This is a genomic window from Pseudoxanthomonas sp. OG2 (genome assembly GCF_014192765.1).
Classification (GTDB): domain Bacteria; phylum Pseudomonadota; class Gammaproteobacteria; order Xanthomonadales; family Xanthomonadaceae; genus Pseudoxanthomonas_A; species Pseudoxanthomonas_A beigongshangi.
On sequence record NZ_JACHYM010000002.1, the window covers coordinates 1,045,891 to 1,067,639 of the forward strand.

At 69.5% G+C, this 21,749-nt stretch carries 24 protein-coding genes; 16 read left to right on the forward strand and 8 right to left on the reverse strand.

What is annotated here, in order from left to right; translation table 11 throughout:
• The 4 genes from FHW78_RS17925 to FHW78_RS17940 all read left to right on the forward strand — a co-directional run bounded on the left by FHW78_RS17925 (position 1) and on the right by FHW78_RS17940 (position 3,300).
• On the forward strand, positions 1-372 hold the full coding sequence (locus tag FHW78_RS17925; RefSeq protein WP_183643847.1) for a hypothetical protein: 372 nt from the start codon (positions 1-3) through the stop codon (positions 370-372).
• A 64-nt stretch (positions 373-436) separates the two neighbouring features.
• Positions 437-1,276, forward strand: a complete 840-nt coding sequence (gene proC / locus FHW78_RS17930) for a pyrroline-5-carboxylate reductase (protein ID WP_183643849.1) — start codon at positions 437-439, stop codon at positions 1,274-1,276.
• Between the two features lie 14 nt (positions 1,277-1,290).
• Positions 1,291-1,755: a DUF4426 domain-containing protein gene (locus FHW78_RS17935; protein WP_183643852.1), complete on the forward strand. Its 465-nt coding sequence runs from the start codon at positions 1,291-1,293 to the stop codon at positions 1,753-1,755.
• Between the two features lie 132 nt (positions 1,756-1,887).
• Positions 1,888-3,300, forward strand: a complete 1,413-nt coding sequence (locus tag FHW78_RS17940; protein ID WP_183643855.1) for an MFS transporter — start codon at positions 1,888-1,890, stop codon at positions 3,298-3,300.
• A gap of 22 nt (positions 3,301-3,322) precedes the next feature.
• On the opposite strand, the gene FHW78_RS17945 is transcribed toward FHW78_RS17940, so the two are convergent.
• The 3 genes from FHW78_RS17945 to pdxH are packed head-to-tail and all read right to left on the reverse strand — an operon-like array spanning position 3,323 to position 5,175.
• The gene (locus FHW78_RS17945) at positions 3,323-4,117 is read right to left on the reverse strand and encodes a cobalamin-binding protein (RefSeq protein ID WP_183643859.1); all 795 of its coding nucleotides are present in this window, start codon (positions 4,115-4,117) and stop codon (positions 3,323-3,325) included.
• Positions 4,118-4,120: 3 nt separating this feature from the next.
• Positions 4,121-4,576, reverse strand: coding sequence for an aminoglycoside 6'-N-acetyltransferase (gene aac(6'), locus FHW78_RS17950; protein WP_183643862.1), 456 nt, complete (start codon positions 4,574-4,576; stop codon positions 4,121-4,123).
• On the reverse strand, positions 4,573-5,175 hold the full coding sequence (gene pdxH / locus FHW78_RS17955; RefSeq protein ID WP_183643866.1) for a pyridoxamine 5'-phosphate oxidase: 603 nt from the start codon (positions 5,173-5,175) through the stop codon (positions 4,573-4,575). The genes aac(6') and pdxH overlap by 4 nt, the downstream gene beginning before the upstream one ends.
• On the opposite strand from pdxH, the gene FHW78_RS17960 reads away from it, so the two are divergent.
• Positions 5,175-6,053, forward strand: a complete 879-nt coding sequence (locus FHW78_RS17960; protein WP_255443338.1) for a kinase — start codon at positions 5,175-5,177, stop codon at positions 6,051-6,053. The genes pdxH and FHW78_RS17960 overlap by 1 nt on opposite strands.
• 141 nt (positions 6,054-6,194) lie before the next feature.
• On the opposite strand, the gene FHW78_RS17965 is transcribed toward FHW78_RS17960, so the two are convergent.
• On the reverse strand, positions 6,195-6,398 hold the full coding sequence (locus tag FHW78_RS17965; RefSeq protein ID WP_141453826.1) for a dodecin family protein: 204 nt from the start codon (positions 6,396-6,398) through the stop codon (positions 6,195-6,197).
• 102 nt (positions 6,399-6,500) lie between these two features.
• Here FHW78_RS17965 and FHW78_RS17970 point away from each other — a divergent pair, with 102 nt between their 5' ends.
• Both FHW78_RS17970 and aroB read left to right on the forward strand, forming a co-directional pair.
• Positions 6,501-7,043: a shikimate kinase gene (locus FHW78_RS17970; protein ID WP_183643869.1), complete on the forward strand. Its 543-nt coding sequence runs from the start codon at positions 6,501-6,503 to the stop codon at positions 7,041-7,043.
• The gene (gene aroB / locus FHW78_RS17975; protein ID WP_183643872.1) at positions 7,040-8,149 is read left to right on the forward strand and encodes a 3-dehydroquinate synthase; all 1,110 of its coding nucleotides are present in this window, start codon (positions 7,040-7,042) and stop codon (positions 8,147-8,149) included. Before FHW78_RS17970 ends, aroB begins: the two co-directional genes overlap by 4 nt.
• Before the next feature lie 561 nt (positions 8,150-8,710).
• Here aroB and FHW78_RS17985 read toward each other — a convergent pair.
• Both FHW78_RS17985 and FHW78_RS17990 read right to left on the reverse strand, forming a co-directional pair.
• On the reverse strand, positions 8,711-9,022 hold the full coding sequence (locus FHW78_RS17985) for a cupin (protein WP_183643875.1): 312 nt from the start codon (positions 9,020-9,022) through the stop codon (positions 8,711-8,713).
• A gap of 122 nt (positions 9,023-9,144) precedes the next feature.
• Positions 9,145-9,771: a cysteine hydrolase family protein gene (locus FHW78_RS17990; RefSeq protein ID WP_183643878.1), complete on the reverse strand. Its 627-nt coding sequence runs from the start codon at positions 9,769-9,771 to the stop codon at positions 9,145-9,147.
• Positions 9,772-9,865: 94 nt separating this feature from the next.
• Between FHW78_RS17990 and FHW78_RS17995 the strand changes: the two genes are divergently transcribed.
• From FHW78_RS17995 to FHW78_RS18010, 4 genes are all read left to right on the forward strand, one after another.
• The gene (locus FHW78_RS17995; RefSeq protein ID WP_183643881.1) at positions 9,866-10,819 is read left to right on the forward strand and encodes a helix-turn-helix domain-containing protein; all 954 of its coding nucleotides are present in this window, start codon (positions 9,866-9,868) and stop codon (positions 10,817-10,819) included.
• Positions 10,820-10,848: 29 nt separating this feature from the next.
• Positions 10,849-11,100: a WGR domain-containing protein gene (locus FHW78_RS18000; protein WP_183643884.1), complete on the forward strand. Its 252-nt coding sequence runs from the start codon at positions 10,849-10,851 to the stop codon at positions 11,098-11,100.
• Positions 11,101-11,214: 114 nt separating this feature from the next.
• Positions 11,215-12,288 (forward strand): uroporphyrinogen decarboxylase, encoded by a 1,074-nt coding sequence (gene hemE / locus FHW78_RS18005; RefSeq protein ID WP_183643887.1) that lies wholly within the window; start codon positions 11,215-11,217, stop codon positions 12,286-12,288.
• Between the two features lie 23 nt (positions 12,289-12,311).
• Positions 12,312-12,959 (forward strand): hypothetical protein, encoded by a 648-nt coding sequence (locus tag FHW78_RS18010; RefSeq protein WP_183643890.1) that lies wholly within the window; start codon positions 12,312-12,314, stop codon positions 12,957-12,959.
• Between the two features lie 290 nt (positions 12,960-13,249).
• On the opposite strand, the gene FHW78_RS18015 is transcribed toward FHW78_RS18010, so the two are convergent.
• On the reverse strand, positions 13,250-16,792 hold the full coding sequence (locus tag FHW78_RS18015; RefSeq protein WP_183643893.1) for an ATP-binding protein: 3,543 nt from the start codon (positions 16,790-16,792) through the stop codon (positions 13,250-13,252).
• A 107-nt stretch (positions 16,793-16,899) separates the two neighbouring features.
• Between FHW78_RS18015 and FHW78_RS18020 the strand changes: the two genes are divergently transcribed.
• From FHW78_RS18020 to FHW78_RS18035, 4 genes are read left to right on the forward strand one after another with little or no spacing between them, the layout of a single operon-like run.
• Positions 16,900-17,595 (forward strand): YceI family protein, encoded by a 696-nt coding sequence (locus FHW78_RS18020; RefSeq protein ID WP_183643897.1) that lies wholly within the window; start codon positions 16,900-16,902, stop codon positions 17,593-17,595.
• The gene (locus FHW78_RS18025; protein WP_183643900.1) at positions 17,573-18,172 is read left to right on the forward strand and encodes a cytochrome b; all 600 of its coding nucleotides are present in this window, start codon (positions 17,573-17,575) and stop codon (positions 18,170-18,172) included. Before FHW78_RS18020 ends, FHW78_RS18025 begins: the two co-directional genes overlap by 23 nt.
• On the forward strand, positions 18,169-18,732 hold the full coding sequence (locus FHW78_RS18030; RefSeq protein ID WP_183643903.1) for a YceI family protein: 564 nt from the start codon (positions 18,169-18,171) through the stop codon (positions 18,730-18,732). The genes FHW78_RS18025 and FHW78_RS18030 overlap by 4 nt, the downstream gene beginning before the upstream one ends.
• Positions 18,733-18,741: 9 nt before the next feature.
• The gene (locus FHW78_RS18035; protein ID WP_183643906.1) at positions 18,742-19,695 is read left to right on the forward strand and encodes an alpha/beta hydrolase; all 954 of its coding nucleotides are present in this window, start codon (positions 18,742-18,744) and stop codon (positions 19,693-19,695) included.
• A 315-nt stretch (positions 19,696-20,010) separates the two neighbouring features.
• On the opposite strand, the gene FHW78_RS18040 is transcribed toward FHW78_RS18035, so the two are convergent.
• Positions 20,011-20,241, reverse strand: coding sequence for a glutaredoxin family protein (locus tag FHW78_RS18040; RefSeq protein WP_183643909.1), 231 nt, complete (start codon positions 20,239-20,241; stop codon positions 20,011-20,013).
• Positions 20,242-20,314: 73 nt separating this feature from the next.
• Here FHW78_RS18040 and FHW78_RS18045 point away from each other — a divergent pair, with 73 nt between their 5' ends.
• The gene (locus FHW78_RS18045) at positions 20,315-21,697 is read left to right on the forward strand and encodes an L-serine ammonia-lyase (RefSeq protein WP_183643912.1); all 1,383 of its coding nucleotides are present in this window, start codon (positions 20,315-20,317) and stop codon (positions 21,695-21,697) included.
• Positions 21,698-21,749: the final 52 nt, after the last annotated feature.

Below are 21,749 nucleotides of genomic sequence, written 5' to 3' on the forward strand. Positions count from 1 at the left end.
ATGGAACTCCGATCGCCCCCTCCCCTCTCCCCCGCCCAGCGATTCGGCGCGGCTGCTTTCACGCTGTTCGCCCTGCCGGTGCTGGCCTGGGTTGCCTGCTTCGGCTACTGGCTGCCGGTGTGCGGAAAGGCGGGTTGGGGCTACGCGCTGATCATGCTGGTGGGCGGCAGCGTGATGGCGCCGGCGGTGGCGGGCATTGCATGGGCAGCGGGACTGGGGACGATGTTCGCGTGGCATCTGCATCGCGTGCGGAAGCACCGGCGGTTGTCCATCCTGTTGTCCGACGCGGCGATTCTGGCGGTGGTGCTGTTTTTCGTTGGCGTCATGCTCGGCGCGACGTTGGGTCAGGGCGGGCGTTGCAGCCTGTTCTAGCGGCGGCCGTTGCCGGCGCGGAGGCTGCGCTAGAATCACCGCGGTTTTCCAACGGATCGCATCCATGCCATCGCCCGCCTCGTCTTCGTCCACTCCGCTCGCCTTCATCGGTGGCGGCAACATGGCGCGCAGCCTGATTGGCGGGCTGATTGCGCGTGGGCATGCACCGGAAGCCATTCACGTGGCCGAGCCGGTGGAGGCGCTGCGCGATGCGCTGGCGCGGGACTTCGGCGTGCGTGTGCACGCGAGTGCCGCCGATGCGGCCGCCGATGCCGATATCTGGCTGTTGGCGGTCAAGCCGCAGGTGATGCGCACGGTTTGTGGCGATCTGTCCGCGCTGGCGCAGGCACGGCGACCGCTGGCGATTTCGATCGCCGCCGGCATCACCGCCGCGCAGTTGGAGCGCTGGCTGGGCGGCGACGTGGCGGTGGTGCGGGCGATGCCGAACACGCCGGCGCTGCTGGGCGCCGGTATCACCGGGCTGTATGCGAACGATCGCGCCGACGCCGCGCAGCGCGACGCCGCCGCCGCGTTGCTGGCGGCGGTGGGGCCGACGGTGGCGATTGGCGAGGAACCGTTGATGGACGCGGTCACCGCGGTGTCCGGCAGCGGGCCGGCCTATGTATTCCTGCTGGCCGAGGCGATGCAGGCGGCCGGCGAAGCCGAAGGCCTGCCCCCGGACGCGGCGCGCGAGCTGGCCACGCAGACCCTGCTGGGCGCGGCGCGCATGCTGGTCGAATCCGGCGAGCCGGCCGGCGTGCTGCGCGCGCGGGTGACCTCGCCCAACGGCACCACCCAGGCGGCCATCGAGACCTTCCAGGCCGGCGGCTTTGAAGCGCTGGTCGCAAAAGCCATCCACGCCGCCACCGAACGCGGACGCGAACTGTCCGCCGCCAACGACTGACATCGACGACTGCCATGAAGACCATCAAGACCGCCTGGATTGCCTGCACCCTGTCCCTCGCCCTGGCCGCGTGTTCGGCCGGCGAGGCGCCACGCGCCGCCGAGTTCGTGCAGCCGGTGCAGGCGCAGCAGGATTTCGGTTCCCTGCGCGTGCATTTCAACGCGCTGCCGACGCTGTCGCTGAGCGAGGCGGTGGCGCGCGAGTACCAGGTGCAGCGCGAGGCCGGCACCGCGCTGGTGGTGATCGCCCTGCGCCGGGTGGCCGGCGGCGAGGAAAGCGTCACCGAGGGCGAGGTCGAGGGCGAAGCGCGCGACCTGTCCGGCAAGCGGCAGGCGCTGGCGTTCCGCGCGGTGCGCACCGGTGATTACGTTGACCACATCGGCACGCTCAAGGTCGGTCCGCGCGACACCTATCGTTTCGATCTGACCGTGCGCGCCGACGGCCGCAGCGAGAAGTTGCAGTTCCAGCGCAATTTCTGAGCGGCGTACGCGCCTTCCCGGGCGCGCGATGCGGGTACCGTCGCCATCGCAAGCATGCGTGCGCGCGCCGGTTGACCTCAACCGCGCTTGAGGGCGCAAGCTCCGCGACTCCCCCGCTCCGCTTCTCCTTCCATGGAATCGTCGTCCCTGTCTTCCTCCGCCGGCCCCGATATCGCGGCCGATCCGGCTCCGGCCATCACCACAACCGCCGAGGACGGCCTGCTGTCGCCGCGCCGTCGCGCGATGACCCTGGGCATGGTGGCCCTGGTGTCGCTGGGCGCATTCGAGGCGCTGGCCGTCGCGACCGCGATGCCGACCGTGGCGCGGGCGCTGGACGGCCTGTCGTTGTACGCGCTGGCGTTCGCCGGCACCTTGGCCGCGAGTGTGGTCGGCATGGTGCACGCCGGCCGCGCCAGTGATCGGCACGGTCCCGCGCGCGTGGTCTGGTGGGGCGTGGCGTGGTTCGTCGCCGGCCTGATCGTGGCGGGACTGGCGCCGAACATGCCGGTGCTGCTGCTGGGGCGCGTTGTACAGGGCTTTGGCGGCGGCGCGATGTCGGTGGCGCTGTACGTGGTGGTGGCGCGCGCGTATCCGGAGGCGCTGCGCCCGCGCGTGTTTGCCGCGTTCTCGGCGGCGTGGGTGGTGCCTTCGCTGATCGGCCCGAGCGTCAGTGGATTGATCGTGGAGCATGTGGGCTGGCGCTGGGTGTTCCTGGCGGTGCCACTGCTGGCGATTCCGGCGGCCTGGGCATTGCGGCCCGGCCTGAAGGCGTTGCCACCGACGATCGCCGAAACCACCGGCGGGCGATCGCTGCTGCCGTGGGCCGGGCTTGCGGCGGCGGCGGCCTGCCTGTTGCATCTGGCCGGACAGCGGCACGACGCGCGCGGCGCGCTGCTGCTGGCGGTGGCGCTGACGGGTTTGATCTGGGCGACGCGCAAGCTGTTGCCGGACGGCAGCCTGAGCCTGCGGCGCGGGTTGCCGAGCGTGATTGCGCTGCGCGGATTGGCAAGTGCGACCTTCTTTGGCGCCGAGGTGTTCATTCCGCTGATGCTGGCGCAGCAGTTCAAGTTGTCGCCGCTGTGGGCGGGTGTGGCGCTGAGTGTCGGCGCGCTGGGCTGGTCGATGGGTTCCTGGTACCAGGGCAACACGCGGCGTGCGTGGTCGCGTGCGACGCTGCTGCGGATTGGCCTGACGATGATGGCGATCGGCATCCTGCCGTTGCCGCTGGCGGTGTTCCTGCCAGGTGGATTGGGGCTGGCGCTGGTGGGCTGGGCGATCACCGGCATCGGCATGGGCCTGACCTACCCCAGCCTGTCGGTGCTGACGCTCTCGCTGTCGCCGCCGCAGGCGCAGGGGCGCAACAGCTCCGCCTTGCAGTTGATGGACGCGCTGGCGATCGCGACGGTGCTGGCGCTGGCCGGATCGCTGGTGGCGGCGCTGCTGGATCGCGCGCCGACGCTGGCGTTCGGACTGAGTTTCGGGATGACCGTCGCGCTGGCGATCCTTGGTGCGCTGCTGGCCGGGCGCGTGCGTCCGGCCGATTGAAGCGTGCCGATTCGCCCGCGACTCAGGCGTGGCGCGCGGCCCAGGCCTGCACGATGTCGGCGATCGCGCGCACGCCGTCGGTGAGCGCGGCCGGGCCGGGCTGGAGGATCAGCGGTGATTTGATCTCGTGCAGTTCGCCGTCACGCACCGCCGGGATCGTGTCCCAGCCGGGCCGCGCGGCGACCCGCTCGGGGCGGAATTTCTTGCCGCACCACGATCCCAGGATGATGTCGGGCGCGCGCCGCACCACTTCGTCACCGTTGGCGAGGATGCGCTGCTTCGCCAGCGGTTCAATCGACAGTTCCGGAAACACGTCGTCGCCACCGGCGATGCGCACGATTTCGGCGACCCAGCGGATGCCGGTGATGATCGGCTCGTCCCATTCCTCGAAGTACACGCGCGGGCGGCGCGGCAGCGCGGCGGCGGCCTGCTCGATGGTGCGCAGGCCATTCTCGATGCCGCGCGCGTAGGCGTCGGCCTTGTCGCTCGCACCCACCAGCGCGCCCAGCCGGCGGATGTAGTCGAGGATGCCGTCCACGCTACGGTGGTTGGCGATCCACACTTCCACGCCCTGTTTGATCAGCTCGGCGGCGATCTCGGACTGGATGTCGGAGAAGCCGATGGCCAGATCCGGCTTGAGCGCCATGATCTCGCCGATCTTGGCGCTGGTGAACGCGCTGACCTTGGGTTTCTCGCGGCGCGCCTGCGGCGGCCGCACGGTGAAGCCGCTGATGCCGACGATGCGGTGCTGCTCGCCGAGCGCGTACAGCGTTTCGGTGGGTTCCTCGGTCAGGCAGACGATGCGTTGCGGGCCCATGCGTCAGTCGTCCAGGCGCTTGCGGAAATACACCACGCGCTCGGTTTCCTCGAAGCCGCAGGCGGCGTGCGCGGCCTGGCTGTCGCGGTTGTCGAGCAGCGCGTCGGATGCCAGTTCGCTGCATCCCTGTTCGCGCGTCCACGCTTCCACCGCCCGCACCAGCGCGCGGCCGATGCCACGGCCGCGCCAGGCCGGATCCACGTACCAGCCCTCCAGGAAGCCGACCGGCGAGGCCTCGGTGCCGTTGACGTAATCATGCCGCAGGCTGGCCTCGGCGAAGGCGATGACCTGCCCGTCCGCATGGGTGGCCAGGAAACCGGCCGCGTCACCGGCGAGGAAATCCAGGATGTCGGCGGCCTGCTGGCCGGGCTCGTCCATCGGCCACAGATCCTGGCGCAGGCGCGCCCAGCCGGCGGTGTCGCGCGGTTGCGCCTGGCGGATGCTCCAGCCATCGCTCACGGGAACAGCATCCGCTTGGTCCACTGGCCGGCGGCGTCGCGCTCGTAGCGCCAGCGTTCGTGCAGGCGGAACTGCGCGCCGTACCAGAACTCGAACGCCTCCGGCACCACCCGGAAACCGCTCCAGCCGCTGGGGCGCGGCACGTCCTGGCCGGCGAAGCGCGCTTCGGTTTCGGCGATGCGCTGGTCGAAGGCGTCGGCCGAGGCCAGCGTTTCCGATTGATGGGAGGCCCAGGCACCGATCTGGCTCATGCGCGGGCGCGAGGCGAAGTAGGCGTCGGCCTCGGCCGCGTCGACCAGTTCCACCGCGCCTTCGATGCGCACCTGGATGCCGGCATCACGCAGGCTGCGCCACAGGAACAGCAGCGCCGCGCGCGGATTGGTTTCCAGCTCGCGGCCCTTGTGGCTGTGCAGGTGGGTGTAGAACACGAAGCCGCGTTCGTCGAAGGCCTTCAGCAGCACGGTGCGCGCGGACGGGTGGCCGTCTGGGGTGGCGGTGGCCACGGTCATGGCATTGGCTTCCAGTTCGCGCGGGGAAGCCTGGGCTTCCTCGTAGAGTCCGGCGAACGTGGTCAGGGCTTCGGCGTACAGATCGGTCATTGCGCACCCGGCAGGTCGAGGGTGCCGCGCGGCGCGCGGCGGTCATGCGCTATTGTCGCGCGATGTCCGCATCCACGCATCCCGGCAACGGCGAGGGCTTCGCATCCGAATGGGTCGAGGCCGCGCTGGCGGCGGCGCTGTCGGTGCGCGCGGCGGTGCCGGTGCTGGCGATCAGCGGTTTGCAGGGTTCCGGCAAGTCCACGTTCGCGGCACAGATCGCCGCGCTGGCGCGGGCGCGCGGCCGGCATCCGGCGGTGCTGTCCATCGACGATGTCTACCTGACCCGCGCCGAACGCCAGCAACGGGCGCGCGCGGTCCATCCCCTGCTCGCCACCCGTGGTCCGCCCGGCACGCACGACGTGGGACTGGCCTGCGATCTGCTGGATGCACTGCGCGCGGGGCGGCCGGCGACGCTGCCGCGCTTCGACAAGTTGGCGGACGACCGTGCGCCCGAGTCGGCGTGGGAACGGCTGGAGGTGGCGGATCTGGTGATCTTCGAGGGCTGGTTCCTCGGCACGCCGGCCGAGCGGGACGACGCGCTGCGCGAGCCACTGAATGCGCTGGAGCTCGAGCAGGACGGCGATGGCCGCTGGCGGCGGTATTGCAACGACGCGCTGCGCCGCGACTATCCGGCGCTGTGGCGACGGTTCGATCGCCTGTGGTTCCTGCAACCGCCGGGCTTCGAGGTAGTCGCCGGCTGGCGCGCGCAGCAGGAGCGGGAGCTGGCGCGGGCGCGGCCGGACGCCGCGGCGATGGACGACGCCGGCGTGGCGAGGTTCGTGCAGTTCTTCGAACGGGTCAGCCGGCAGGCGCTGCGCACGCTGCCGGATCTGGCCGATCGGACGCTGGCGCTGGATGAGCGCCGGCGGCCTCGGTGAAGCCTCCCCTCCTCCTTCCTTCCTCCTTGTGGGAGCGACGTAAGTCGCGATAGCCGCCGCGGGAAAGCCTAATCGCGACTGACACCCTGGGAAAGCCTCATCGCGCCTTACGTCGCTCCCACAGGGAGGGTTGTTGTGGGGTTACGCCACCACGAAGCTGATGCGCAGGTTGACGCGCCATTCGGTGACGTTGCCGGCGTCGTCGGTCACCACCTTGATCTCGTTGACCCAGGCGCCCTTGATGCCCTTGACCGTCTCGGAGGTCTTCTTCAAGCCGACCTTCACCGCGTCTTCCATGCTGGTCTTGGAGGCGGCGTTGATTTCGATGATCTTGGCGACAGACATGGCGTTTCTTCCTTTTGCTGTGGCTGGGCGGGCATCCGCCGGGGTGTCCACCCTAGGCCAGCGCGTGTTAAGGGCCCGCCACGGGTGCTAGCATCCCCGGCGATGAATCCCGCCCCCAACCTCGTCCTGGTCGGCCCGATGGGCGCCGGCAAAACCTCGATCGGCAAGCGTGTCGCCGAGCGGTTCGGGCTGGTGTTCGTCGATGCCGACCAGGCCATCGTCGAGCGGGCGGGCGCCACCATCCCGGAAATTTTCGAGCATGCCGGCGAGGCCGGTTTCCGCGAACGCGAGACCGAGGTGCTGCGCGATCTGCTGGCCGGCGAAGGCCGGTTGATCTCCACCGGTGGCGGCGCGGTGTTGTCGGCCGACAACCGCGCCCTGCTGGGCCGGCGCGGTTTCGTCGTCCACCTGGGCGTGAGCGTGCCGGCGCAGCTCAAGCGCTTGGCCCGCTGCACCAACCGCCCGCTGCTGCAACGCCCGGATCGCGAGCAGGTGCTGGAGGAAATGGCGCGCACCCGCACGCCGCTGTATGCCGAAGTCGCCGATCTCACCCTCGATACCGATCACCTGATGCCGCCCGAGGCCACCCTGCGCCTGTGCCACCTGCTGGCCACGCACTGGCGGCGGCAAGAGACCCCCGCATGAATCCGCTTTTCCGCACCGTCGCCGTCGGCGGCGACACTCCCTACACGATCACCATCGGTCTCGGCCTGCTGGCCGATGGCGCCGCCCTGGCCCGCCATGTGCGCGGCCGCCACGTGCTGCTGGTCAGTGATTCGACGGTGGCGCCGCTGTATGCGGCGGCAGTACGCGAAGCGCTGCACGCCGCGCGCCCGGAACTGGGCATCGGCACTTTCATCCTGCCGGCCGGCGAAGCCTCCAAGACGCTGGCGCATTTCGGCCACGCCATCGACGCGCTGGCCACCCTGGGCGCGACCCGCGACGCCTGCGTGTTCGCGCTGGGCGGCGGCGTGGTCGGCGATCTGGCCGGATTCGCCGCCGCCTGCTGGATGCGCGGCGTGGACTGCGTGCAGTTGCCGACCACTCTGCTGTCGATGGTGGATTCCTCGGTGGGCGGCAAGACCGCGGTGGACATTCCGCAGGGCAAGAACCTGGTCGGCGCATTCCATCCGCCGCGCGCGGTGTTCGCCGACACCGACGCGCTGCGCACGCTGCCGCCGCGCGAACTGCGCGCCGGCCTGGCCGAGGTGATCAAGTACGGCGCGATCCGCGACCCGCTGTTCTTCCAGTGGCTGGAGGCCGAACGCGACGCGCTGCTGGAAAGCGATCCGACCGTTCTGGCACAGGCGATCGCGCGCAGTTGCGAGCACAAGGCGGAAATCGTCGAACGGGATCCGCTGGAGCGCGGCGAGCGCGCGCTGCTCAACCTGGGCCACACTTTCGGCCATGCCATCGAGACCGAACAGGGGTACGGCAGCCCGGACAACGACAACCTCAACCACGGCGAAGCGGTGGCGGTGGGCATGGTGCTGGCGGCGCGGCTGTCGGCGATGCTGGGCCTTTCAGGCGATGCCGATACAGAACGGTTGATTGCGTTGCTGCATGCGTACGGCCTGCCGATCGCCATTCCGACCGGACTGGCGCCGGAAGCTTTGCTGGCGCGGATGCGGTTGGACAAGAAGAACCAGGCCGGCCGCCTGCGGCTGGTGCTGTGGCGTGGCATCGGCCGCGCCGAGGTGGTGCCGGACGTGGACGAGGCGCAGGTGTTGCGGGTGCTCGGGGGAGGTTGAACTTCCCCGCCCTTGTGAGGGCGACGTCAGTCGCGATGGAGATCGCGGGAAAGCCCCATCGCGACTGACGTCGCTCCCACAAAGTGGAATCCTGCGCGCGCGAAACGGTTCCTTTCTTCTCCGCATGCGGGGAATCGAACGCCCCACAGACTTGGCCCCCTCCCCCGCCTGCGGGGGAGGGTTGGGGTGGGGGCGAACGTCCCCGTGTTCCCGCGCCGCTGGAAGCGGCCCCCATCCCGACCTTCCCCCGCGCGCGGGGGAAGGGGCAAAAGCTGCGCGCTGCCGGTACTGCGCGTTCGACGGCTACACGCTGCCTTCGCGTTCAATCACCAGGATTCGCGCCACGCCGAGCGGTTCGGCCCGATGCCCGGTACCGGTGTCCGCATGGAACACGAACGACCCACCGACTTGGCTCCCTCCCCCGCCTGCGGGGGAGGGCTGGGGTGGGGGCGAACGTCCCGGTGTTCCCACGCCGCTGGAAGCGGCCCCCATCCCGACCTTCCCCCGCAGGCGGGGGAAGGGGCAAAAGCTGGGTGCTGCCGGTACCTGCGCATCCGACGGCTACACGCTGCCTTCGCGTTCAATCACCAGGATTCGCGCCACGCCGAGCGGTTCGGCCCGGTGCTCGGTGCCGGTTTGCGCATGGAACATGTCGCCGGATTCCAGTACCGCCGAGTGTTCGACACCGTGCTCGCGCCAATGCATGCGCACGCGGCCGTCCATCACCGCGAACACTTCCTGGCCGTCGTTGACGTGCCAGCGGTATGGCTGGTCGGTCCAGTGCAGGCGAACGCTGGTGCCGTCCAGATGGGCGACGTCGAGTGCGCCCCAGGCGCGATCGGCGGTGTAGTCGCGGCTGCGGATGAGGTTCATGGGGGCTCCGTGGAGGCAAGTAATATCGAGATCCGATCGCTTCCTTGTGGGAGCGACGTCAGTCGCGATGAAGATCGCGGGAAAGCCCCATCGCGACTGACGTCGCTCCCACAGGTTGGGGATCAGGCCACGGCTTCACGGGCGCGCAGGTTGGATTGCGGCACGTTGTCGATCGGCAGCGGTGCCTGCGCGTCGAGCGCGGCGATCCATTCGGCGGTGGAAGCCACGGCGGCGAAGTTGCTGTGGAAGACCACGCTGAAGACGCGGTGGATTTCCTCGGCGCTGGCCGAACCAGCCGCGTTGGCGTAGGGCAGCGCGCCGGTGGCGTCGTGCAGGAATTCCATCCGCAGGCCGCGATGCGCGCCTTCGTAGATTGTCGAGGCGTCGCAGTTGTGGGTCATGTAGCCGACCACGGCGAGCGTATCGATGCCGCGCGTGGCCAGCCAGTCGGCCAGATCGGTGCCGGTGAACGCGCTGGCGAGCGATTTCTCGATGTAGTGATCGCGCGGCCGGCCGGCCACGTCGGGATGCAGTTCCCAGGTCGCGGTGCCGGGCGCGAACACCGGCGCGCCGGCCGGGGCGCTGTGCTGCACCACGATCACCGGGATGCCGCGCGCCTGGGCGGCGTCCATCGCCCGCAGCAGGTTGGGCAGGGATTCGCCGACCGGCGGGTGCTCGATGGGCAGGCCGCCGGTGAAGTACTCGTTCTGGACGTCGATGACGATGAGGGCGCGACGGGGGGAGGTCATGGCGGTCGGTTCCGGTGGGGGTGTGGCGGCATTCTGGGCAGCGGGCCGGAACGCCACGAGTGGCCCGAAGCGCATCTTTCGATAGAATCGGGCCATGTCCCTGCACCGCATCGCCGTGGTCGCCTTCGACCGCATCAGCCCCTTCCACCTGTCGGTGCCCTGCCTGGTGTTCGAGTCGCGGCCGGCGCCGGGCCTGCCCGACTTCGACCTGCGGGTCTGCGCGGTGGAGCCGGGTCCGCTGCGCACCGACGCCGGCTTCGCCCTGCAACCGGAGTACGGGCTGGAAGGGCTGGAAGGCGCCGATACCGTGGTCGTCCCATCCTGGCGGGACCAGGACGAACCGGCGCCGGAGGCGCTGTGCCAGGCCCTGCGCCGGGCCCATGCGGACGGCGCCCGGCTGGTGGGCCTGTGCCTGGGCACCTTCGTGCTGGCCGACGCCGGGCTGCTGGACGGGCGTCCGGCCACCACCCACTGGGCCGCGCTGGACACCTTCGCCCGCCGCTACCCGAAGGTGCGGCTGGAGCCGGACGTGCTGTACGTGGACGATGGCGAACTGCTGACCTCGGCCGGCACCGCCGCCGGCATCGATTGCTGCCTGCACCTGGTCCGTCGCCATCACGGCGCCGAGGTCGCCAACCGGATCGCCCGCCGGCTGGTGGTGGCGCCGCATCGCCAGGGCGGCCAGACCCAGTACATCGAGCAGCCGCTGCCGGCCGATCCGGGCGACGACCGCCTGCGCGCGGTACTGGCCTGGGCGCTGGCGCACCTGGACCAGCGGCTGGGGGTGGACGAACTGGCCGACCGGGCGCTGATGAGCCGGCGCACCTTCACCCGCCGGTTCCGCCGGGCCACCGGCGCCAGCGTCGGCGACTGGCTGGCCCACCAGCGGCTGGCGCGGGCGCAGCGGCTGCTGGAAACCACCGACCGGCCGCTGGACCACATCGCCGCCGAGGCCGGTTTCGGCAGCGCCGTCTCCCTGCGCCAGCGGTTCGCCGCCGCCCTGGGCACCTCGCCCTCGGCCTACCGGCGCAGCTTCCGCGGCGGCTGAACGGCCGCCGCTTCGCTACAATCCGCCCCATGCGCGTCTTCCTCCAGCAACGCCCCGAGACGGGCGAAGCTCCCCGCTACGTCCAGCTGACCCTGCAACCGGACCTGTTCGGCGGCTGGGAGCTGCTGCGCGAAAGCGGGCAGATCGGCGGGCGCGCGCAACTCAAGCGCGAGCAGTACCTGCTGCAATCCGAGGCCGACGCGGCCTTCGAGAAAGCGCGCGACACCCACCTCAAGCGTGGCTACCAGATCACCTTCACGCAGGGAGCGCCACAGCCGTGAGCCTCTCCGCGGCGGCCGCCGTCCGCGCCGCCTGAAGGTCCGCATGCGTCGCCCGCGCCACGCCTCTTTTTCCACCCGGCGGAACCACTGCCGGATTCCCCCACAAGGAACATGATGTCCAGCTCCCTGAAGAATGATCGCCTGCTGCGCGCGCTCAAGCGCGAACCCGTCGACTGCACGCCCGTCTGGCTGATGCGCCAAGCCGGCCGCTACCTGCCGGAGTACCGCGCCACCCGCGCCGCCGCCGGCAGCTTCCTGGGCATGGCGAAAAATCCGGACATCGCCTGCGAGGTCACCCTGCAACCGCTGCGCCGTTTCAAGCTGGACGCGGCGATCCTGTTTTCCGACATCCTGACCGTGCCCGACGCGATGGGCCTGGGCCTGTACTTCGTCGAAGGCGAAGGCCCGAAGTTCGAACGCACCGTGCGCACCGCCGCCGATGCGGAAAAGCTGGCCGTGCCCGACATGGAAACCGAACTGCGCTACGTGATGGACGCGGTGCGCCTGATCCGCCGCGAACTGGATGGCCAGGTGCCGCTGATCGGTTTCTCCGGCAGCCCGTGGACGCTGGCCTGCTACATGGTCGAAGGCGGCGGCAGCAAGGATTACGCGCGCATCAAGGCGATGGCGCTGAACGATCCGGCCACCCTGCACAGGCTGCTGTCGGTGAACACCGACGCGGTGATCGCCTACCTGTCGGCGCAGCGCGCGGCCGGCGCGCAGGCGCTGCAGGTGTTCGACACCTGGGGAGGCGTGCTGTCGCCGGCGATGTACCGTGAGTTCTCGCTGCCTTACCTGACCCGCATCGCGCGTGAACTGGAACGTGGCGAAGGTGCGGATCGCACGCCGCTGATCCTGTTCGGCAAGGGCAACGCCGCGCACCTGGAAGCGCTGGCCGACAGCGGCGCCGAAGGCGTGGGCGTGGACTGGCTGATCGAACTGGCCGACGCGCGCCGCCGCACCGCCGGCAAGGTGGCGCTGCAGGGCAACCTGGACCCGGCCGTGCTGTACGGTTCGCCGGACGCGATCCGCGCGCAGGTGAAGGCGACCCTGGACAGCTACGCCGCGGGTGCGGACGGCAGCCGCGACGGCCACGTCTTCAACCTCGGCCACGGCATGTCGCCCGACATGAATCCCGAGCACGTTGCCGTGCTGGTGGATGCCGTGCACGAGTTCAGCGCCCGGTAGGCGCGACGTTTCCGGAGCCCGCAATGGACGGCCGCCCCCACGCGCTTTCCCTCGCCCTCGTCCTGATGACCACCGGCCTGGCCGCCTCCGCGGCGCTGGCCGACGAACGCGCACCGGTGACGATCGAAGTGCGCGGCGACGACTTCCCGATGCTGGTGCAGGACACCGGCCTGCCGCCGCCGCTGGACGACAACGGCCTGCCGCGCACACCCGGCTGCGAGGCCGTGCGCGCGCGCCGCGTGGACGAACTGCCCTATCCCTGGCGCGAGGCGGTGGATCGCATTCACCTGGATTGCCAGCCGATGGAAGCGCCCGAGGGCGAGACCGCGCTGATGGCGCTGACCGCGACCGCGTTCCTCAAGCCCGGCCGGGTCTGGCTGGCCGGCCACACGGTAAGCGAGATCCGGCGGATGGATTCCGAACTCTGGGGCGATCACCAGTACGTGCTCGCCGAACCCTACGCGCAGGTCGCCGCCGATCTGCGCGCGCAACTGGAAGCCGATTGCGTGAAGCGCCATACGCGCCAGGAACGCGAAGGCGCGCCCGAATGCACGATGGAAGAAAGCGAAGGCGCGCTGTACCTGCGCGTGGACGAGATCAGCGGGCTGTGGATCCATGCGGATCCGGATGATGCCTCGCGGACGATCTACGCGGAGGGGTGGGCTGATTAGGCGGGGATTGGGGATTGGGGATTGGGGATTGGGGATTGGGGATTGGGGAAGGCTAGGCTTTTGCCTCCCCCTTTGAAAAAGGGGGATTGAGGGGGATTTTGCTTTGGGCGCAAAAAGCAAATCCCCCGTCACCCGCTTCGCGGGCGCCCGCCCCCTTTTTCAAAGGGGGCTAATCAGGCGTTGACCCAAGGCCAGCGCAGATCAACGAAAGCAAACTCGCTTCGCCTCCCCCTTTGAAAAAAGGGGGATTGAGGGGGATTTGCTTTTGGCGCCCGCCCCCGGTTGGCCAGTCATGCGCCGTCCGCCCGCCCGTCACAGACACGCAGGATCGCATCGGCCAGCATGTCGCCGGTGACCGGTTTTCGCAGGAAGTCGTCGAAGCCGGCCGCGCGCGCCTGTGGTTCGGCCTCGGCGTCGGCGCGTGCGGTGATGGCGATCAACGGCGCGTTGAAGCCGCCCAGGCGCAATTGCCGCGCCAGTGCCAGCCCGTCCAGTCCCGGCAGATCGAGATCCAGCAGGGCGACGTCGAACGATTGCCCGGCGGTTTCGCCCAGCGCCGCCAGTCCGTGCGCGGCATGCACGACATGATGTCCGCGCGCGCGCAGCAGTCCGGCGATCACTTCGGCCACGGTGATGTCGTCTTCCACCAGCAGGATCCGCCGCGCCTGCGCCGACACCGCCGCCCGCGGCGTGCCGGCCGTCGCCGGCACGATGTGCGGAAGCGGCAGCTCCACGATGAAGCGGGTGCCCAGGCCCGGTCGGCTTTCGACCCGGATGCTGCCGCCCATCGCGACCGCCAGTTCCTGGCAGATCGCCAGGCCCAGGCCGCTGCCGCCGTAGCGCGAGGTGGTACGCGCGCCATCGCCCTGTTCGAAACGCTGGAACAGGCGCGCCTGCTGTTCGGCGTTGATGCCCGGCCCGGTGTCGCTGACTTCGAAGCGCACGCCCTGCGGGTGCAGCGGGAGCACGCGCAGGCCCACCCCGCCGCGCTCGGTGAACTTGATGGCGTTGCCCAGCAGGTTGAGCAGGATCTGCCGCATCCGCATCGGATCGACGATCACGTGCGAAGGCACGTCCTCGTCGCATTCGTCGGAGAACGACAGCCCGCGCTTCTCGGCCATCGGCGCGGTCATGTCGATGACCTCGCGGATCAACGCGCGCAGATCGACTTCCTGCACGTCCATGTCCAGCTTGCCGGCCTCGATGCGCGCCAGGTCCAGTGCGTCGTTGACCAGCCGCAGCAGGTGCGAACCGGCGCGCTGGATGGCGTTGGTGTAATGGCGCTGGGTGTCGGTCAGTGGCGTCGCCAGCAGCAGTTCGCTCATGCCCAGCACGCCGGTCATCGGCGTGCGCACTTCATGGCCGAGGGTGGCGAGGAAGCGGGTCTTGGCCAGTGAAGCCTGTTCGGCCACTTCGCGCTTGTGTTCGTTGAGCTGCCATTCGGTGCGACGACGCACCCGGCGCCGGTAGGCGGCGGCCAGCAGCGCCAGCAGCAAGGCGCCGGCCGCGGTCAGCAGGCTGATGCCCCAGACGCTGCGGTACCAGGGTGGCAGCACTTCGAACGAAAGCTGCTTTTCCTCCGAAGCGTTGCCCGCCGCGTCGAACGCCTGCAGGCGCAGGCGATAGTGGCCGGGACGCAGGTTCGAAAACGAACGCTCGCCGCTGGCGCCCTGTTCGACCCAGCCCTGATCGAAGCCTTCCAGCCAGGAACGATAGCGATGCGCCAGCGGATCCTCGTAGCTGAGCAGGCGCAGGCTGACCTGCAGGTCATGGTCATCGGGCAGCAGTTCGAAGCCGCCATTCATCGGCAACTGCACGGTGCGATCGCGCTGGTTCACCTGCAATCCGGCCAGCAGCAGGTGCGGGGTGAGCGGCGGCGGATCCGGCAATGCCGTGTCCAGCAGCATCACCGAACCATCGGCGGTGCTGCCGGCCAGCAGGCCGCCGCCCGCCATCAGCAGGCCGCGGTCGTTGAATTCCTGGCTCATCAGCCCATCGCGCACGCCGAAATTGCGCACCCGCACCGGCGCCTGATCATCGGGTGCCTCGATCCGGAACAGGCCACGGCGGGTCGCCAGCCACACCCGCTTTTCCGGATCGATGGTCATGCCGGTCGATTCCAGCGCCGGCAATCCCTGTCGGGGCGCGATCTGCCGCACCTGTACCCATCGGCCTTCCCGCTGCCGCCAGTGTTCCAGGCCGGAGAGCCGATGCAGCCACAATTCGTCGGGCGCGACGAAGGCGAAGGACAGCACCCGCTCCACGCCCGCGCCGATGACGGTGACGAACCGGTGCTGACCGGGATCCCAGCGCTCGATGCCGCGATTGCTCGCCGTCCACAACTGGCCGTCGGGGCCGGCGAGCATCGTTTCGATCTCGCTCGGCTCGCTGTCCTGTTCCGAGCGGGCCAGACTGTCGATGACCTGCCCGGTCGCGCCATCCCGGTGCTGCAGCGACCCCATCTGGGTCGCCAGCCACAGCGTGCCGTCGCCGGTCTGCACCAGCCAGTCCACCGACGTGCCGTCGGGCACCTGATCCGGGCCTTCGGCATTCGACCATTCGCGCTTCTCGCCGCTGCGCGGATCGATGCGGATGATGCCGTTGCGATGGCCGAGCCAGAGGCGTCCCTCGCGATCCTCCAGCACCGAGGTGAAGCGCAGTTCCTTCAACCGCTGCGCGTGCACGCCCAACGGCTCCACCTCGCCACTGGCCGTGTCCAGTCGCTCGACCCCGCCGATGCTGCTGACCAGCCACACGCCGGTACCGGTGGCCGAGGTGGCCAGGCCGCGATACAGCCCGCCTCCCAGGCCCTGCGTGGGCGTGAACGACGCGATCCGCCGCCAGTCCGAGCGCAGGTAGGCGACGCCGCGCGTCGGCACCGGCACCCAGAGGCCGCCATCGGGTTGCATCAGCAACGTCTGCAACACGCGGCCGACACCCACGCCCTGGCTGTCCTGCGCGATCGGCGCGGGCGCGCGATCGCCGTCGGTATGCCAGAGCCCGCCCTGGCTGGCCAGCCAGTATTCGCCGTGCCCATCGGCGGCCATCGCCATCACCGCGTTGGGTCGTTCGAACATCGGCGACCATGGCGGCGTGCTCCAACCGCCCTGGCGACGCCAGCGATACATGCCGGACGATGTGCCCGCCCAGATCGAATCGCCATCGACGGTGACCGAATAGATGATCAGCGACTCCCCGCCGGGCAGGGCTTCGCGCAGCATGCGCTTGCCGTCGTACCGGACCAGGCCGCTCATGGTGCCGATCCACAACTGGCCGGTCGGATCGAAGGCCAGCGACAGCACGTTGTCGGACGGCAGGCTGGAGGGATCGCCTTCCACCGCGTTGAAGCGCTGGACGCGACCGTCGGTGCCGATCCGATGCAGGCCGCCGCCGAAGGTGCCGAACCAGACCTCGCCACCGTGGCTGGCGATGGCGAATGCATCGTCGCTGCCCATCTGCGGATACTGGGCCCTGCGGAAATGGCGGAATCCGCGGCGCTCGGGTCCCATCATGCTGAGGCCGCCGTTCTCGGTGGCGACCCAGACCCGGTCCAGGCCATCCACGTGCAGCGCCTGGACGACGTTGCCCGGCAGCGAGGCCGGATCATCCGGATCATGCCGCCACACCTTGAAGTTCACGCCGTCATAGCGGGCCACGCCATCCCAGGTGGCCAGCCACAGGTAGCCGGCGCGGTCGCGGGCCATGGCGGGGATGGTGGTGGACGGCAATCCGTCGGCCACCGTCATCATCCGGAAACGCGGAATCTCCGGCACGCCCGCCTGCACTGTCGCGCAGGCCAGCCATGCCGCCAACATCCAGATCCGCCATCCCATGCCGTCGTGTCCTGTTCTGCCGTGGTTCCCCGGCCCGAATCGTCGCAACGGACCGTTGCAGGCGCAAGCGGGGTATCTTCAGCCGGGCCCGCCTAGAATCCCCGGTCATGACTCCAACGCGCCCATATCGCCGTGCCCGGACCAGCGCCCTGCTCGCGCTGCTCGCCTGCGCATGCCCTGCCTGGGCGGCGGGTCCGGTGGCGTACGCGCTGGATCCGGTCCACACGCGGGTCATGCTCGCGGTGGAGCATGCCGGCTTCTCCAAGGCCATCGGCACGATCTCCGGCAGCACGGGCACGCTGGTGTTCGATCCCGAGGACTGGAGCACCGCGCGGCTCGATGTCACGGTACCGCTGGCACGCACGGATTTCGGCGACGAGAAGTGGAACCGGGCGGTGCTGGCCGGCAACCTGCTGGATGCCGAGCGCTTCCCCGAAGCGCGTTTCGTTTCCAACCGGATTGAACCGGCCGGACCGGACCACGCCTCGGTCTGCGGCACCCTGTCCCTGCATGGCACCGATCGCGAGCTGTGCCTGGACGTCAGACTCAATGCGCTCAAGCGCCATCCGCTGCCGCCGTTCCGCCGCACGGCCGGTTTTTCCGCCACCACCACGCTGCAACGCTCGGATTTCGGCATCACCGCATGGAAGTCGGTGATTGGCGATTCCGTCGAGCTCCGCATCGAGGCCGAAGCCACACGGACGGGCAAGGTCGACGATAGCGAAGAAGCGGCCGCCGACGCGGCCACCATCCCAGCCACCCCTCGGGAGCCCACCCTCAATGACCCTGAAGAACACCCCTGAACGCTGGGGCGTCGTCAGCCAGACGCTGCACTGGCTGATCGTCGTCCTGCTGCTGGTCATCGCCTACATCGGCCTGACCATGGGCGAGCTGCCCAACGGACCGCGCAAGATCAACATCTATGCGCTGCACAAGTCGATCGGCCTGACCATCCTGGCGCTGGTGACGCTGCGCCTTGTCTGGCGCGTGTACGCCGGCGCGCCGCTGGCGATCCCCGGCACGCCCGGCTGGCAGCAGCGCATCGCCTCGCTCACCCACGTGGCGCTGTACGGGCTGATGTTCGCCATGCCGTTGTCGGGCTGGGTGCTGAACTCCTCGGCGGGCTATCCGCTGCAATGGTTCAAGCTGGTCAACCTGCCGGCCATCACCGCCCGCAATCCGGAGCTGCACGAGCTGGCCGAAACCCTGCACGAATCGATGTTCTGGGTGCTGGTCGTCGTGGTGCTGCTGCATGCGGGCGCCGCGTTCTACCACCACCTGTTCCAGAACGACGACACCCTGCGGCGGATGCTGCCGGGCCGCCGCCGGCAGGCCACTGCTTCCCCCACCGCGTCCACCACCGAGGATATCGCGCCATGATCCGTTCCCTCCGCCCCCGCCTGCTTGCCGCCAGCCTGTTGCTGGCCGCCACCGCGCCCGCGTTCGCCGCCGACTACGTGCAGGCGCCGGGCTCCACGCTGGTGTTCGCCAGCAACTACCAGGGCGAAACCTTCACCGGCAAGTTCGGCGGCTTCAACACCACCCTGAGTTTCGATCCGGCCAACCTGGCCACCTCGAAGCTGGACGTGACCATCCAGCTCGCCGGCACTAATACCGGCAACGACGATCGCGACAGCACGCTGCAGACCGGTGACTTCTTCAACGTCGCCAAGTTCGCCCAGGCCCGCTACACCGCGACCAAATTCCGCGCGCTGGGCGGCAACCAGTACGCCGCCGACGGCAGCCTGAGCCTGCGTGGCGTCAGCAAGCCGGTCACCCTGACCTTCACCTGGACCCCGGGCGCGCAGCCGGTGCTGGCCGGCAAGGCCACCGTCAAGCGCCTGGACTTCGGCGTCGGTGGCGGCGAATGGGCCGACACCAAGACCATTCCGAACGATGTCGCCATCAGCACCAAGGTGGTGCTGAAGCCGGCGAAGTAAGCTGCTCCCATGCGGCGCGTCATCCTGCGCGCCTCGCTGGCGGTCGCGTTGCTCTGCTTCGCGACCCTCCTGGCGGCCTGGTTCGTGGGTGGCGAGCTGTTGGCCCCGCGCCTGGCCGCCATGGGTGACGCGCCCGCTGATCTGCCCATTGAAGCGGTAACCATTCCGGTCCCCGACGCGCCGCCGCTGCGTGGATGGTGGGTGACCGGAACCACGGCGCGGCCCGCCGTACTCCTGCTGCATGGCATCCGCGCGGATCGGCGCGCGATGCTGGGACGCGCCCGTCTGCTGCATCGTCATGGCTATTCGGTCCTGCTGGTCGATTTGCAGGCACATGGCGAGAGCCAGGGCGATGCGATCACGCTGGGCGCACGCGAGTCTCGCGGTGTTGTCGCCGCGCGGGACTGGATGAGGCAACGTGTTCCCGGCAGTCGCCTGGCCGCCATCGGCGTATCCCTCGGCGGCGCCTCGATATTGCTGGCGCCGCAACCCGCCGGATTCGATGCGGTGGTGCTGGAAGCGGTCTATTCGAACGCGCGCCAGGCCGTCCGCAACCGTATCGCCATGCGCCTCGGCGATGGCATGGCGGAATTGCTGGCGCCGCTGCTGACCCTGCAGACGCAATGGCGGATCGGCGTGACCGTCGATGAACTGTCGCCCCTGGACCGGATCGGGAAACTGGATGCGCCCGTACTGGTCGTGGCCGGTGGCCGCGACCGGCATACCCTGCCCGCCGAGTCGCGCGCCCTGTTCGAACGCGCCAAGAATGCCAAGGCATTCTGGTTGCTGCCGAATGCCGCGCACGTGGATTTCCTCGCGCACGCCCCCGATGAGTACGAGAAGCGGGTGGTCGGCTTTCTCGAACACCAGTTGTCCGGTCCGTCCTCGCAGCAGACCGCGCGCCACGCTTCACCTGCTTCGATGCCCGACTCCGCATCCCGCCACGATCCGACGGCACCCTGACCCGACTCGTCAGGCAACAGGAAATCCGCGCCATGGCGCGGGCTTCCTGTTGCGGGGAGGACCCGCGGGCGCAATCGACCTGCGCGACGGCGAGGCACGGTCCCCGTCGGATGACCACCAGTGCCGCCACGCCGGAACCGGCCAGAACAGCGGCCATATCGTGGATACGTGCAGCGGACGACCTGGCCGGATTCGACGTGAGGTCCCGCGCCTGCACCTGAACTATGCGCTGCTGTTCACCCTCGAAGACGAGGTACTACTCCCCCATCCTTCGCGATCGTCCGCGCCCGTACGACAGCATCGCCGTCAACTCCCTTAACCGGCGAGGAAGCGCGCCAGCCCCGCCGCATCGAACGGCCAGTCCAGTTCGGTCCCGTCCGCGCGGCGCAGGACCGGTACCCGCACGCCGTAGCGCGCCTCCAGATCGTCGTCGCCGTCAATGAACGCGCTCTCGAATTCCGGCACCCGCGCCTCGGCCAGTACGGCCAGGGCCAGGTCGCACAGATGGCAGTCGTCGCGCTGGTAGAGGGTCAGGGCTGGGGACAAGGGTGCGATCTCCGGATCCGATCTGTTGCGTCGCGGGAGCGGCTTTCACCGGCGACGGCATAGAATACGCGCCATGGCAGTCAGCACCTTCGACCTCTTCAAGATCGGCATCGGGCCGAGTTCCTCCCACACCGTCGGCCCCATGCGGGCGGCGGCGCGGTTCGTCGCGCGCTGGCTGGAGGAACCCGGCCGCCTGCGCGACGTCGCGCGGATCCGCGCCGAAGTGTTCGGCTCGCTGGCCCTGACCGGGCGCGGCCACGGCACCGACAAGGCCGTGCTGATGGGCCTGGAAGGCCACTATCCGAACGAAATCGACCCGGACATCATCCCGCCGGCACTGGAACGCATCCGCGGCAGCAAGACCCTGCAACTGGGCGGCACCCACGCGATCGCCTTCGACGAGAAGCGCGACCTGCTGATGAACAAGCGGCAGAAGCTGCCCTACCACACCAACGGCATGCGCTTCACCGCCTATGACGCCAGCGACGAAGTCATCGCGACCCGCGATTACTACTCGGTCGGCGGCGGCTTCGTGGTCAACCAGGACGACGCGGCGGTGGATCGCATCGTCGCCGACGAGACCCCGCTGCCGTATCCGTTCAAGAGCGGCGACGAGCTGCTGGCGCAGTGCCAGCGCAGCGGACTGAGCATCGCCCAGCTGATGTTCGAGAACGAGAAGTGCTGGCGCGGCGAGGACGAGATCCGCGAAGGCCTGCGGGCGATCTGGAGCGCGATGCAGGCCTGCGTGACCCGTGGCATCCGCGAGGAAGGCACCCTGCCCGGCGGCCTGCACGTCTCGCGCCGCGCGCCCGCCCTGCACCGCGAACTGGCCAGCAAGCCGGAAGCCAACATGCGCGACCCGCTGACCACGCTGGACTGGGTCAACCTGTACGCGCTGGCGGTCAACGAGGAAAACGCCGCCGGCGGACGCGTGGTCACCGCGCCCACCAACGGCGCGGCCGGCATCATCCCGTCGGTCATGCACTACTTCGACCGGTTCTGCCCCGGCTCCAGCGAACAGCGGATCTTCGACTTCCTGCTCACCGCCGCCGCCATCGGCATCCTCTACAAGGAAAACGCCAGCATCTCCGGCGCCGAGGTCGGCTGCCAGGGCGAGGTCGGCGTGGCCTGCTCGATGGCCGCCGGCGGCCTGGTCGCCGCGCTCGGCGGTTCGCCCAGCCAGATCGAGAACGCCGCCGAAATCGGCATGGAACACAACCTGGGCCTGACCTGCGATCCGATCGGCGGACTGGTGCAGATTCCCTGCATCGAGCGCAACGCGATGGGTGCGGTGAAGGCAATCAATGCCAGCCGCATGGCGATGCGCGGCGACGGCAAGCACAAGGTGTCACTGGACAAGGTCATCAAGACCATGCGCGACACCGGCCGCGACATGCAGGACAAGTACAAGGAAACCAGCCGCGGCGGCCTGGCCGTCAACGTCATCGAGTGCTGACGGAACCCGGCGGCCCGTAGAGCGGAGCTTGCTCCGCTGCCCTTTCTCCGCA